13 protein-coding genes are annotated in these 12,522 nt (G+C 61.4%); all 13 read left to right on the top strand.

Features of this window, described 5'->3' with window-relative positions; translation table 11 throughout:
- Nucleotides 1-64 precede the first annotated feature (64 nt).
- The 13 genes from B5P46_RS17645 to B5P46_RS17700 all read left to right on the top strand — a co-directional run bounded on the left by B5P46_RS17645 (nt 65) and on the right by B5P46_RS17700 (nt 12,465).
- Nucleotides 65-1,252, top strand: a complete 1,188-nt coding sequence (locus B5P46_RS17645; RefSeq protein WP_129419772.1) for a glycine C-acetyltransferase — start codon at nt 65-67, stop codon at nt 1,250-1,252.
- Nucleotides 1,253-1,468: 216 nt separating this feature from the next.
- Nucleotides 1,469-2,506, top strand: a complete 1,038-nt coding sequence (gene tdh, locus B5P46_RS17650) for an L-threonine 3-dehydrogenase (protein ID WP_129419773.1) — start codon at nt 1,469-1,471, stop codon at nt 2,504-2,506.
- A 10-nt stretch (nt 2,507-2,516) separates the two neighbouring features.
- A complete protein-coding gene (locus B5P46_RS17655; RefSeq protein ID WP_129419774.1) occupies nt 2,517-2,864 on the top strand; it encodes a GFA family protein in 348 nt (115 codons plus the stop codon).
- A 469-nt stretch (nt 2,865-3,333) separates the two neighbouring features.
- A complete protein-coding gene (gene rpoD, locus B5P46_RS17660; RefSeq protein ID WP_018074040.1) occupies nt 3,334-5,391 on the top strand; it encodes an RNA polymerase sigma factor RpoD in 2,058 nt (685 codons plus the stop codon).
- 317 nt (nt 5,392-5,708) lie between these two features.
- Nucleotides 5,709-6,002 carry a GYD domain-containing protein gene (locus tag B5P46_RS17665; protein WP_064651886.1) on the top strand — a complete coding sequence of 98 codons (294 nt, stop codon included), beginning with the start codon at nt 5,709-5,711 and terminating at the stop codon, nt 6,000-6,002.
- Nucleotides 6,003-6,176: 174 nt separating this feature from the next.
- Nucleotides 6,177-6,914, top strand: a complete 738-nt coding sequence (locus tag B5P46_RS17670; protein WP_129419775.1) for a DUF930 domain-containing protein — start codon at nt 6,177-6,179, stop codon at nt 6,912-6,914.
- A gap of 35 nt (nt 6,915-6,949) precedes the next feature.
- Nucleotides 6,950-8,050 (top strand): DUF930 domain-containing protein, encoded by a 1,101-nt coding sequence (locus B5P46_RS17675; RefSeq protein WP_129420513.1) that lies wholly within the window; start codon nt 6,950-6,952, stop codon nt 8,048-8,050.
- A gap of 109 nt (nt 8,051-8,159) precedes the next feature.
- A complete protein-coding gene (locus B5P46_RS34455; protein ID WP_164986508.1) occupies nt 8,160-8,321 on the top strand; it encodes a hypothetical protein in 162 nt (53 codons plus the stop codon).
- Between the two features lie 106 nt (nt 8,322-8,427).
- Nucleotides 8,428-9,222 (top strand): APH(3') family aminoglycoside O-phosphotransferase, encoded by a 795-nt coding sequence (locus tag B5P46_RS17680; protein ID WP_129419776.1) that lies wholly within the window; start codon nt 8,428-8,430, stop codon nt 9,220-9,222.
- Between the two features lie 79 nt (nt 9,223-9,301).
- Nucleotides 9,302-10,108, top strand: coding sequence for an AraC family transcriptional regulator (locus B5P46_RS17685; protein ID WP_129419777.1), 807 nt, complete (start codon nt 9,302-9,304; stop codon nt 10,106-10,108).
- A gap of 282 nt (nt 10,109-10,390) precedes the next feature.
- Nucleotides 10,391-11,287, top strand: coding sequence for a DMT family transporter (locus B5P46_RS17690; RefSeq protein ID WP_129419778.1), 897 nt, complete (start codon nt 10,391-10,393; stop codon nt 11,285-11,287).
- A gap of 3 nt (nt 11,288-11,290) precedes the next feature.
- Complete coding sequence (locus tag B5P46_RS17695; protein ID WP_129419779.1) at nt 11,291-11,983, top strand: B3/B4 domain-containing protein; 693 nt, start codon at nt 11,291-11,293, stop codon at nt 11,981-11,983.
- 83 nt (nt 11,984-12,066) lie between these two features.
- Nucleotides 12,067-12,465, top strand: coding sequence for a DUF427 domain-containing protein (locus B5P46_RS17700; RefSeq protein WP_129419780.1), 399 nt, complete (start codon nt 12,067-12,069; stop codon nt 12,463-12,465).
- Nucleotides 12,466-12,522 lie beyond the last annotated feature (57 nt).

Here is a 12,522-nt window from a genome sequence, read left to right on the forward strand (position 1 = left end):
AGACAAGCCGGCGGCAATATGCTAACCCGGCGGGCAAAACGGAAATCTCTGGGAAAGGCCGTCCATGACCTCGCAATTTCTCTCCCATCTCAGCAACGAGATCTCAGCGCTGAAGGATGCCGGCCTCTACAAATCCGAGCGGGTCATCAGCTCCAAGCAGGCGGGCGAGATCGCGATTTCCACCGGCGAGCGAGTGCTGAATTTCTGCGCCAACAACTATCTCGGCCTTGCCGACAACGAGGAGCTGGCCGAGGCCGGCAAGCAGGCGCTCGATCGATACGGCTACGGCATGGCTTCGGTGCGCTTCATCTGCGGCACGCAGGAAGAGCATAAGCAGCTCGAAGCGCGCATCTCCTCTTTCCTCAGCATGGAAGACACGATCCTCTATTCCTCCTGCTTCGACGCCAATGGCGGTCTCTTCGAAACGCTGCTGTCCGAAGAGGACGCGATCATCTCCGACGCGCTAAACCACGCCTCGATCATCGACGGCGTCAGGCTTTCGAAGGCCAAGCGCTTCCGCTATGCCAACAACGATATGGCAGCGCTCGAAGAGGAGCTGAAAAAGGCCGAAGGCAGCCGCTTCAAGCTGATCGCCACCGACGGCGTCTTCTCGATGGACGGCATCATCGCCAATCTCGGCGGCGTCTGCGATCTCGCCGAGAAATACGGGGCGATGGTCATGGTCGATGACAGCCATGCGGTCGGCTTCGTCGGCAAGAACGGCCGAGGATCGCCGGAATATTGCGGCGTCGAGGGCCGGATCGACATCATCACCGGCACGCTCGGCAAGGCGCTCGGCGGCGCCTCGGGCGGTTATACTTCGGCGAAGGCCGAGGTCGTCGAATGGCTGCGGCAGCGCTCGCGGCCCTATCTGTTTTCGAACACGCTGGCGCCCGTCATCGCTGCCGCCTCGCTCAAGGTGTTCGACCTCATCGAAAACGGCGATGCCCTGCGCAAGCACCTTTCCGGCAATGCCGATCTCTTCCGCACAGAAATGACCAAGCTCGGCTTCACGCTTGCCGGCGAAGGCCATCCGATCATTCCCGTCATGTTGGGCGACGCCAAGCTCGCCCAGGATATGGCCGGCCTGATGCTGAAGAAGGGGATCTATGTGATCGGCTTCTCCTTCCCCGTTGTGCCGAAGGGCCAGGCACGCATTCGCACGCAGATGTCGGCGGCGCATTCGCGGGCAGATGTCGAGCGGGCGATCGCGGCCTTTGCCGAGGCAGGGCGGGAATTGGGTGTGATTTGAGTGAGGCTTGCTCCCTCTTCTCCCCAGCGGGGAGAAGGTGGCCCGAAGGGTCGGATGAGGGGGTGAGCGAAGCGAAGTTTCGAGCGGCAAGCGAGAAACAAAGTAAGCGTTATATGGTGTGCCGTGCCGCCCCCTCATCCGCCCTACGGGCACCTTCTCCGTTGGGGAGAAGAGGGAGTCGAGAGGCCGGCGCCAAACAAATGTGGGGATGGTTGAATGTCGAACATGATGAAGGCGCTGGTCAAAGCGAAACCGGAAGTCGGGCTCTGGATGGAGAATGTGCCGGTGCCCGAGGTCGGGCCGAACGATGTGCTGATCCGGGTGAAGAAATCGGCGATCTGCGGCACCGACGTCCATATCTGGAACTGGGACCAGTGGGCGCAGAAGACCATTCCGGTGCCGATGGTGGTCGGCCATGAATTCTCCGGCGAGATCGCCGAGATCGGTTCGGCGGTCACCCGCTATCATGTCGGCGAGCGGGTCTCCGGCGAGGGGCATATCGTCTGCGGCAAGTGCCGCAACTGCCGGGCGGGCAGGGGGCATCTCTGCCGAAATACGCTCGGCGTCGGCGTCAACCGCCCGGGTTCGTTCGGCGAATTCGTCTGCATTCCCGAAGGCAATGTCGTACCGATCCCGGATGATATTTCCGACGAGATCGCCGCGATCTTCGATCCGTTCGGCAATGCCGTGCACACCGCGCTCTCCTTCGATCTCGTCGGCGAGGACGTGCTCGTCACCGGCGCCGGGCCGATCGGCATCATGGGCGCGCTTGTCGCCAAGCGATCCGGCGCCCGCAAGGTCGTCATCACCGATATCAATCCTCATCGGCTGGAGCTGGCGCGCAAGCTCGGCATCGACCATGTCGTCGACGCATCGAAGGAAAACCTCGCCGACGTGATGAAGGCGATCGGCATGACGGAAGGATTCGACGTCGGGCTGGAAATGTCGGGGGCCGCACCTGCCTTCCGCGACATGATCGACAAGATGAACAATGGCGGCAAGATCGCTATCCTCGGCATCGCGCCGGCCGGCTTCGAAATCGACTGGAACAAGGTGATCTTCAAGATGCTCAATCTCAAGGGCATCTACGGCCGCGAGATGTTCGAGACCTGGTACAAGATGATCGCCTTCGTCCAGGGCGGCCTCGATCTCGCGCCCATCATCACCCACCGGATCGGCATCAACGATTTCCGCGACGGCTTCGAGGCGATGCGGTCGGGCAATTCCGGCAAGGTTGTGATGGACTGGATGTGAGGAGGACGACATGCTCCATGAAGGAAGCTGCCATTGCGGCAACGTGGCTTTCGAGGTCGAAGGCGAATTCAGCGAGGCGCTCGACTGCAACTGCTCGCTCTGTCGCAGGCGGGGCGGACTTCTCGCCTTCGTGCCGCGCGAGAAGCTGGTGCTGAAAACGCCGGAGGACAATCTGTCTACCTATACTTTCAACCGGCATGTCATCCGGCATCACTTCTGCGCCAATTGCGGGATTGCACCGTTCGGCGAAGGCGTGGCCCCGGACGGCTCGGCGATGGCCTCGATCAATCTGCGCTGCATCCCGGCGGTCGATCTCGGTGCGCTGAAGGTGACGGCGTATGACGGCGCGGTGCGCTAGGCCAACAGCCCTCACGCCAAAGGCGCATATATCGTCGGCACAACTTCAGAAATGGCAGAAATGACGGGTATCGCGGTCAAAATATCTGCTGCCCTTGTCTTTTGTTCGCCGCATCTTAAATAAGGGTTCGCAATCGCTGCCGCGGTTCAAAGCCTGTGGATAAGGCTTTTTCCGATTTTTCGTGGGCTTTTTTTCTGGAAAAGCTTGACGAGAACAAAAAATGTGGGAATCACCGTTCGACTTGTTGAATGGTGAACTGGGTCAAGGCGGATCGCGCAACCATGGCCGGAAATCCAAAAGCAAGAAAGCTTTGCTGTCCGGTGCCGGTAATCGTGGTTAATCAGGCTTTAAATGTCATCCCGTTAGGTGGGCAAAGGTGATTCGAGGGCGGCGCGTGCGGCGCGTCAGGCCCTGAGACAGCCCGTTCACCGTAGCGAGATTGGATAGCGTCAGGAAGGCGACGATATAAATGGCAACCAAGGTCAAAGAGAACGAAGACGCGGAAGTCGAACGCGATGGCGCAAGCGACGGCCCTCTTCTCGATCTTTCCGACGACGCGGTCAAGAAGATGATCAAGGCCGCCAAGAAGCGCGGCTATGTGACCATGGACGAGCTCAATGCGGTCCTGCCGTCCGAAGAAGTGACGTCCGAGCAGATCGAAGACACGATGTCGATGCTGTCCGACATGGGCATCAACGTCATCGAAGACGAGGAAGCCGAGGAAGCCGGTGCTTCCGGCGGCAGCGATGACGACGACGCCGGTGGCGACGAGGAAAGCGAAGGCGGCGAACTCGCGCCTTCGAGCGGCACGGCTCTCGCGACCGCCAAGAAAAAAGAACCGACCGACCGTACCGACGATCCGGTTCGTATGTACCTGCGCGAGATGGGCTCGGTGGAGCTTCTTTCCCGCGAGGGCGAAATCGCGATCGCCAAGCGTATCGAGGCCGGCCGCGAGACGATGATCGCGGGCCTCTGTGAGAGCCCGCTGACCTTCCAGGCGCTGATCATCTGGCGCGATGAACTCAACGAAGGCACGACGCTGCTGCGCGAGATCATCGATCTCGAAACGACCTATTCCGGTCCTGAAGCCAAGGCTGCGCCGCAGTTCCAGAGCCCGGAGAAGATCGAAGCCGATCGCAAGCTCGCAGAAGAGAAGGAAAAGACCCGCCGCGCCCGCTCCGGCGACGACGACATCACCGATGTCGGCGGCGAAGGCCTGCCTCCCGAGGAGGAGGAAGAGGACGAGGACGAGTCCAACCTTTCGCTGGCGGCGATGGAAGCCGAGCTTCGCCCGCAGGTGATGGAGACGCTGGATACGATCGCCGAGACCTACAAGAAGCTGCGCAAGCTGCAGGACCAGCAGGTCGAGCAGCGGCTGTCGGCTTCCGGCACGCTGTCCACCGCCCAGGAGCGCCGCTACAAGGAACTCAAAGATGAGCTCATCAAGGCCGTCAAATCTCTGTCCTTGAACCAGAACCGCATCGACGCCCTCGTCGAGCAGCTCTACGACATCAACAAGCGCCTCGTTTCCAACGAAGGCCGCCTGCTGCGTCTGGCCGAATCCTACGGCGTCAAGCGCGACTCCTTCCTGGAGCAGTACCAGGGCGCCGAGCTCGATCCGAACTGGATGAAGTCGATCGGCAATCTGGCCGCCCGCGGCTGGAAGGAATTCGCCAGGGGCGAAAACACGACGATCCGCGATATCCGCCAGGAAATCCAGAATCTGGCGACCGAGACCGGTATCTCGATCTCGGAATTCCGCCGCATCGTCCATATGGTGCAGAAGGGCGAGCGCGAAGCGCGCATCGCCAAGAAGGAAATGGTCGAAGCGAACCTTCGCCTCGTCATCTCCATCGCCAAGAAGTACACGAACCGCGGCCTGCAGTTCCTCGACCTCATTCAGGAAGGCAATATCGGCCTGATGAAAGCGGTCGACAAGTTCGAATACCGCCGCGGCTACAAGTTCTCGACCTATGCGACATGGTGGATCCGTCAGGCGATCACCCGTTCGATCGCCGACCAGGCCCGCACGATCCGCATTCCGGTGCATATGATCGAGACGATCAACAAGATCGTCCGCACATCGCGCCAGATGCTGCACGAGATCGGCCGCGAGCCGACGCCGGAAGAACTGGCCGAAAAGCTCGCCATGCCGCTCGAAAAGGTCCGCAAGGTCCTGAAGATCGCCAAGGAGCCGATCTCGCTCGAAACCCCTGTTGGTGACGAAGAGGATTCGCATCTCGGCGATTTCATCGAGGACAAGAACGCGCTGCTGCCGATCGACGCCGCCATCCAGGCGAACCTGCGTGAGACGACGACCCGCGTTCTCGCCTCGCTGACGCCGCGCGAGGAACGTGTTCTGCGCATGCGCTTCGGTATCGGCATGAACACCGACCACACGCTCGAAGAAGTCGGCCAGCAGTTCTCGGTCACCCGCGAACGTATCCGCCAGATCGAGGCGAAGGCGCTGCGCAAGCTGAAGCATCCGAGCCGTTCCAGAAAGCTGAGAAGCTTCCTCGACAGCTAAGGCTTCGGCCACGTCGTCCTGATTGGAAAAGCCGGGCTTTGCGCCCGGCTTTTGCTTTTCCTGATTAATACCAATGATCCCGGCGCCTTTCTTGTCCCTCCACGGTGACAGGCCTATAATCCGGCCACGGGGAAGGCATCGATCGCAACGCGCGACCGAGGGTCGACGTATGCCTGCATGGCCCAGCCTCCCTAGATCCGAATAATTTTAGGCTTGACCGGCCAAAATCTGAATTTGGATCTACGCCAAAAAAATAGAGCATGACGTCGTCCGGAAAGCTCTCACACTCTTCGGCATCATGCTCTGGGAGGTGCGACATGACCACTTACATTCTTTTGATCAATTGGACGGATCAGGGCATCCGCAATGTGCGCGACTCGGCAAAACGGCTCGATGCCGCGAAGAAATTGCTCACCAGCGTCGGCGGCTCCTTCAACCAGTTCTATCTGACGATGGGCGGGCACGATATGGTCGCCGTCTGCGAGGCGCCCGATGACGCCGTCATGGCGCATTTTACCCTCTCGCTGGCGATGGGCGGCAATGTCCGCACGGAGACGCTGAAGGCATTCCCGGAGGCCGCCTACCGGGATCTCATCGGCTCGCTCGGGTAGCCGGAGCCGGAAATCGTCGATCTTGAAGGTTGCGGAGCGTTGGCTGCGCTGGCAGTGTCGCGGCGTGCTTCAATTTCCGCGGCAGGCTCCGGCCCGACTTTCGGCAAGCTCATGATGAAAGCGCTCCTCAGTTTCATGATCGTCATCGATCGACCGATAGCCGCTTCCTGACCGATGGAACTGGCGGCGGGCAAATGGGATGACGGGATCCGGCGGGGCGCTGCGGCGTCGTTCGCGCTGCATGCCATCGCGATCCTGCTCCTTCTGCTGCTGTTGCCGAAGGCCGAGCCGCCGCTGCCATTGCCGGATGACGGTCTCTCGGTGGAGATCGTGCCGCAGTCCGTGGAGCCGCTGAAAATGCCTGAGTCGGCCAAGGCGCCCTCGCCGGAACAGGCCAAGCCTGAGGCGGCAAAACCCAAAGCCGAGCCGGCGGCGCCGGTTGCAACCAATCCGCCTGCTGCGGCAATGCCTTCTGTGGCACCGATCACTTTGCCGGTGCCAAAGCCGGCTGTATTCGTCGAGGCAAGGCAGCTGTTTTCCGACAAGGTCCTTGCCGATCCACGCAGCCGACGCGCCCGCGAGGCGCTGCGTGGTCTTGCTGGCAGCGAGCGCAATCTGCAGCTCTGTGACCTCGAGGCGCTGGAGCAGGTGCGCCGGGCGCATCCGGCCATGGCGCCGGATGCGCTTGCGCCCTATGCCATGGCGGCGGAGAAGGTCAGCGGCAACAGCGTCGAGGTGAAGGGCGGCGCCTTCCGCAGCAAACGGAAATGGTACAATATCCAGTTCAAATGCGAGCTCGATGCCGGCTCCGGCAAGGTCCTGTCTTTCGCCTTTCTCGTCGGCGATGCCATTCCGAAAGGCGAATGGCAGGAGCACAATCTGGTGGCCGAGGATGGAGCCGCCGACCAATAACCCTCATCGCTGCTCGATCACGCGGTTTTTTTCTTTTGTGGCTTGATGCTGCCGGCTTTAGAGGCCACATCGCTGCTGTGACAGAAGAAGACGTGGAACCGGCGGAAACGCAGCACGAAACGGGAAAGCAGCGGCCTGAAATCCGCTGGGGCGTCGTTGCGTCCGTTGTTGCGCATATTCCTATCATTGCTCTCCTCATTCTCGGGCTGCCGAAAATCGAGCCGAAGCCTGTCGAAGACGAGAGCGTAAAGGTGGAACTCGTTCCCCCGCCGGAGGAGAAGAAGCCGGAGCCGAAACCCGAGGAAAAGCCACCGGAGCCGAAGCCGCCCGAAGAGGCGAAGAAGGAACCGCCTCCACCGCCTTCGCCACCGCCGCCAGCCGCTGCGCAGCCTAAGACGGCTGCCCAGCAAGCCAATCCAATGCCGACTCTGCGCCCTGTCACCGAGTTTGGCGATAAGAATAGCGGTCCCGCAAAGTCATTGGCGGGCAATTCCTCCCAAGGCGAAGCAAAGCCTGCAACGGCACCGCCACAGCGCGATTCTGAGTCTGAGCAGATGCCCGCACAGGCTGCTGCGAAAAAGCCGCAGCCCGAGACGCCTCCGTCAAAGCCTGTCCCAGATGATGTAAAGCTTCCCGAGGTCGCGACGGCTGACGTTTCTCCTGAGCGTAACGGGCCGTCGGCAGAAGTATCTGGCGACACCAAGACCAGTATCGAACCGGCCAAGCCGCCGGCGCAGAAGCCTAGTGAAGAGCCGAAGGCGGTTGGTAAGAATAATGATCTGCCTAACGCCAAAACGCTCTTTTCACGGACCGCAGATGGCGGTTCTATTGCGCAAACTGCGATCGACGGTCTTCCGCGCAAAGATCGAGTGGCTACGCTTTGCGCCACTGAGCTTGGGGGCCAACTCACTAACGGTTCACCGAGGTATTCTCCGTTCGCATTGCCTAATCGTCCGTTGTCAAGCGGCACCGTTGTCATTGCGGATGATGAAGCCTTTGGCACAGCCAAAGGCTGGTATCACGTTCGTTTCCGTTGCGAGGTGGATGAAGATGCCACGAAAGTCGTGTCGTTTGCACACAAGGTCGACGGATTGATCCCTCGCAGCCAATATGCGAAGTACCGTATCCGCGACTAGTCCTCGGAACCTCTATCGTGTCGCAGCTTCACAACAAGCCACGCGCAAGGAACCGCTCCTAGCTTCTTCCCATGGCCGTGATGATTCCGGTGAAGAAGGGACAAATGATATGTCGAACGAGATTGAGCGTTTTTTTGAACATCAGGACGAAGCCGTCAGTGCGCTGTTCCTGGAAAACAAAGGCGATGAGCTGACCGATATTTTGGTGGCTGCTCTGGAAGAGGCTTTCGAAATTCTTCTCGAAGCCGCGCCCGCCGAAACCGTTCATTGAGGTCGCGGAGGCCCGTTCGGTCTGCCAGTTGTGTCCTGACCGGTCGCGCGGCTTGCGCTGTCCCCTTATGTCGGGATAATGCGGCAGCATCAATGGCCTAGATATCATGTCGATTTTCCAAGAGGATCAACCGCCGTCGGACGCACTTGATGCCCGTCTGGCCGGTTACTGGTTCGAACGCGATGCGCTCGGCCGTTCCGCTGCGAGTGTCTTCCGGCTGGAAGCTCTCGGATTGCCGACGCTTTATCTGAAGGTCGAAGAGGCCGCTCCCTTCGGCGAACTCGCCGACGAAGCGGCCAGGCTTCGCTGGCTCAAGACTTTCAGTCTGCCCTGTCCTGATGTCATTGCAGAGGACAGTGACGGTGTGCACAATCGGCTGCTGATCAGCGCGCTGTCCGGAAGTGATCTCGCCAGCGCACCGGTGCTGACGCCGCTTGCGCGGGTTGAACTGCTGGCTGCGGCACTTCATGACCTGCATCGCCTGCCGATCGCATCCTGCCCGTTCGATCATCGGCTGGAGAGGCGTATCGCTGTGGCAAAAGCGCGGATGCAGGCCGGCATCGTCGACGAGACCGATTTTGACGAGATGCGGCTTGGAAAGAGTGCTGAGGCCTTGTTTGCCGAACTCGAGCGCCAGAGGCCGGATGGCGAGGATCTCGTCGTCACCCATGGCGACGCCTGCCTGCCGAATTTCATCGCGTCGGAAGAGGGATTTTCGGGCTACATCGACTGCAGTCGTCTCGGCGTCGCCGACCGCTATCAGGATATCGCGCTCGCCTGCAGCAGCGTCGCCCATAATTTCGGCGAGGCGCTGGTGCAGCCCTTCCTCGAACGTTACGGATTGACGGCACCAGATCCGGCAAGGCTCGATTATTATCAGCTGCTCGACGAATTCTTCTAGGCAGGCATTCTCGTCGCCACGATTGCGTCATCTCACTGCGGCTGGCAGAGTGGCTGGCGATCGGACCTGCGGACAGGTGATGGCGAGAAATCAGTTCAGGATGTTGCGCTCGGCGCTATCAGGCGTCGAAGCGGTGGCGGCGGAAACGCATCACAGCTTCGCGCGCCACACCCATGAGCAATTCGGCATCGGCTTGATTTCCGCCGGTGCTCAGTCATCGCTCAGCGGCCGCGGCATGGTGGAGGCCGAGGCCGGCGACATCATCACGGTCAATCCGAACGAGGTGCATGACGGCGCGCCGATCGGCGAGGGGCGGTCGTGGCGCATCCTCTATTTCGATCCCGCCATCGTCACCGGTCTGTCGCGAGAGATCAGCGAAAGCGGGGCAGGGCGATCGGAAATCCCGCATCCTGTCATCCGCAATGCGGCGATCGCCGCCCGCTTCGAAACGCTGTTTGGCGCGGTGACCGGCGGCAGGGCGGCGGATGGGTTGTTCTGCGAGGAACTGCTTCTGCAACTCGTCGCCGATGTCATGCGGGAGCGCTGTGGTACCGAAGAGAGACCACCGGTGCCGGCGTCGATCCGCGTGGCGCGAGACCTGATCGACGATGATCCACTTGCCGCCGTCTCGCTCGCCGATCTCTCCAGGGAAAGCGGCCTCAGCCGCTTCCAGGTGCTGCGCGGTTTTGCCAAGGCGACCGGCCTGACGCCGCATGCCTACCTCGTCCAGGCCCGCATCCATATCGCCCGCCGGCTGATCGCTCAGGGCACGCCGCTTGCGGAAGCGGCTTTTGCCAGCGGCTTTGCCGACCAGAGCCACATGACGCGCGTCTTCGTGCGCAAATACGGTCTGTCGCCGCGGCTCTATGCCTGCGCGTTTCTCTGAGCGCCCAACCACCCGCCCTCGTCCTTCGAGGCTCCGGCCTGCGGCCTGCGCACCTCAGGATGAGGGCTAGTTGTGGTGCCTGCCGCTTGGGATAACGTTGCGAGCTTCCCGTTGAGCCGGGCCGCCACCTCTCTCCAGCCTCATCCTGAGGTGCCCCGTAAGGGGCCTCGAAGGACGGGGCTGGCCGCCGCGCTTTAGTTCTTTGTTTTATGCCTGCAATTTCGTTCAAGACCCCCGACCGGCTTCTGCTGTTTTCTCGGCGCATTCAACAGGAGACGCTGGATGTCGAGGCAGGTTCAAGGTTATGTCTATCTGGCGCTGGCGATGCTGACGGTGGGAAGCACGGTCGTCGCCAGCAAACTCATCGCATCAAGTCTGCCGCCGTTCAGCGCCACCGCATTGCGCTTCGCCATCGCCTTTCCCGTCTTTCTCGTGCTGATGTGGGCGACCGGCGCGCGGTTGGCGAAACTCTCCAGAGAGGACCGCCTCATCCTTGTCGTTCAGGCCGGGGCCGGCAGCGTCGGTTATACGACGCTGCTGATCTCCGGCCTCAGCCTGACCTCGGCGGCCGATGCCGGCGTCATCATCGGCACGCTGCCGGTGGTGTCGGCCGCAATCTCCATCCTGCTGCTTCGCGAACGGCCGCAGCGTGCCCTGCTTCTCGCCGTGGCGCTGGCGACGGCAGGCGTGCTGTCGATCGCCTTCACGCCTGACGCGGCCGGAGGCTCGCTCTCCGGCAACGCGCTGATCTTCCTGGCGGTCGTCTGCGAGGGACTGTTCATCCTGCTCAACAAAAGACTGAAGACGGAGATTGCGCCGCTTGCCCAGTCGACGCTGATGGCCGGCATCGGCTTCATCGTTGCCGCCATCCCAGCTATTTTCGAAGCACCTTTCGCAGATGGAATTTCGGCAAGCGCTGTCGCCGCTGTCGTCTATTATGCGCTGGTGCCGACCGTCGGCGGATTTCTGCTCTGGTATGCGGGGGCAGAAAGGGTGAGCGGCACAGAGGCCGCGCTCTTCACCGCGCTGGCGCCGGTTTCCGCCGTCATGCTTGCCTTCATCATCCTTGGCGAGCCGGTTGGGTTCAGCCAGATCGCCGGCATCGCCTGCGTGCTTGCGGCCGTGCTCGGGCTCGCCTTTGCCGGGAGCCGCACCGTCAAACTTGCCAGGGGGAGATAGACCATGCAGTTCAGCCATTCCGACGCCATATGGCAGGCCTTTCCGGAGCTTCGCGCCGGCGCGCTCCATGCGGAAGGCATCCATGCGGATGCCGATGTCGAGGTGGCGATCGCAGACTTCAACGCCATCGCCGAGGCCCGGCTGACGCAAGCGCAGGAAGGCGAATTCCCGGAAATCCAGGCCTGGCGGCGCGGCTTTTCCCGCATGGGGCTAAAGCCGACGCAATATCGTTGCGCTTCCGAGGCGCTGCTGCGCCGCTTCCGCCAGGAACATGCGCTGCCGCGCCTGCATCCGCTCATCGATCTCTGCAATGCGATCTCGCTCGCCTTCGCCATTCCGGTCGCCGTCTTCGACGCTGAAAAGATCGCCGGCGATCTCGAAGTCCGGCGAGCCAGGGGTGACGAGACCTATCTGACCTTCGGGGGCGACAGCGAACATCCGGAGCCGGACGAGGTGATCTTCGCAGACGGTGCGGGAAACGCGCATGCGCGGCGCTGGACGAACCGGCAGAGCGGGCTTTCCGCCGTGCGGGAGACGACGCGCTCGGTGCTGATTGTTGCGGAGGCCCTGCATGTTTCCGCCGGTGAGGATATGGGGAAGCTGGTCGCCGTAGTTGCGGATGTGCTCGCGGGGCATTGGCCGGTGGCACCCAAAACGGCGCTGCTGAGCGTGGAATCGCCGCGTTTCGAATTCTAAGCGAAGGTGGCATTCGAGGCCTTGGGCCAGCGGCATGCCCGCCCTATCTCCATGGGGCCGATATCTCCTGGAGACGAACCACCATGTCAGACAAGTCGATCAAGATTCCGGGGCCGGACCATCCGATTACGGTCGAGCACAATCCCTCCCGTGTCGTCGTCACGCTTGGCGCCAAGACCATCGCCGACACCCATGACGCACTGACGCTGCGCGAGGCCTCCTATCCGCCGGTGCAGTATATTCCGCGTAGGGATGTGGACATGTCGCTGCTTCAGCGCACCGACCACACCAGCCATTGCCCCTATAAGGGCGATGCCTCCTATTACAGCATCATTGCGGGCGGCGACCGCTCGAAGAATGCCGTCTGGACCTACGAGGCGCCGAACGCCGCGGTCAGCAACATAAAAGACCATCTCGCCTTTTATCCCGATCGCGTCGACGGCATCGAGGAAATGGCCTCTCCGGAAGCCGGCACCTTCTGACGACGCGCATTGCGGCCGTTCCGGCGGAACATGTTTGCCTCCGGGCCGTTAGGGTCA

This window comes from Rhizobium leguminosarum, from assembly GCF_004123835.1.
Classification (GTDB): domain Bacteria; phylum Pseudomonadota; class Alphaproteobacteria; order Rhizobiales; family Rhizobiaceae; genus Rhizobium; species Rhizobium leguminosarum_M.

Excerpts from the sequence above, each read along its gene's own strand:
- B5P46_RS17645 (WP_129419772.1), top strand. The coding sequence starts at position 65 with ATGACCTCGCAATTTCTCTCCCATCTCAGCAACGAGATCTCAGCGCTG.
- tdh (WP_129419773.1), top strand. The coding sequence starts at position 1,469 with ATGTCGAACATGATGAAGGCGCTGGTCAAAGCGAAACCGGAAGTCGGG.
- B5P46_RS17655 (WP_129419774.1), top strand. The coding sequence starts at position 2,517 with ATGCTCCATGAAGGAAGCTGCCATTGCGGCAACGTGGCTTTCGAGGTC.
- rpoD (WP_018074040.1), top strand. The coding sequence starts at position 3,334 with ATGGCAACCAAGGTCAAAGAGAACGAAGACGCGGAAGTCGAACGCGAT.
- B5P46_RS17665 (WP_064651886.1), top strand. The coding sequence starts at position 5,709 with ATGACCACTTACATTCTTTTGATCAATTGGACGGATCAGGGCATCCGC.
- B5P46_RS17670 (WP_129419775.1), top strand. The coding sequence starts at position 6,177 with ATGGAACTGGCGGCGGGCAAATGGGATGACGGGATCCGGCGGGGCGCT.
- B5P46_RS34455 (WP_164986508.1), top strand. The coding sequence starts at position 8,160 with ATGTCGAACGAGATTGAGCGTTTTTTTGAACATCAGGACGAAGCCGTC.
- B5P46_RS17680 (WP_129419776.1), top strand. The coding sequence starts at position 8,428 with ATGTCGATTTTCCAAGAGGATCAACCGCCGTCGGACGCACTTGATGCC.
- B5P46_RS17685 (WP_129419777.1), top strand. The coding sequence starts at position 9,302 with ATGGCGAGAAATCAGTTCAGGATGTTGCGCTCGGCGCTATCAGGCGTC.
- B5P46_RS17690 (WP_129419778.1), top strand. The coding sequence starts at position 10,391 with ATGTCGAGGCAGGTTCAAGGTTATGTCTATCTGGCGCTGGCGATGCTG.
- B5P46_RS17695 (WP_129419779.1), top strand. The coding sequence starts at position 11,291 with ATGCAGTTCAGCCATTCCGACGCCATATGGCAGGCCTTTCCGGAGCTT.
- B5P46_RS17700 (WP_129419780.1), top strand. The coding sequence starts at position 12,067 with ATGTCAGACAAGTCGATCAAGATTCCGGGGCCGGACCATCCGATTACG.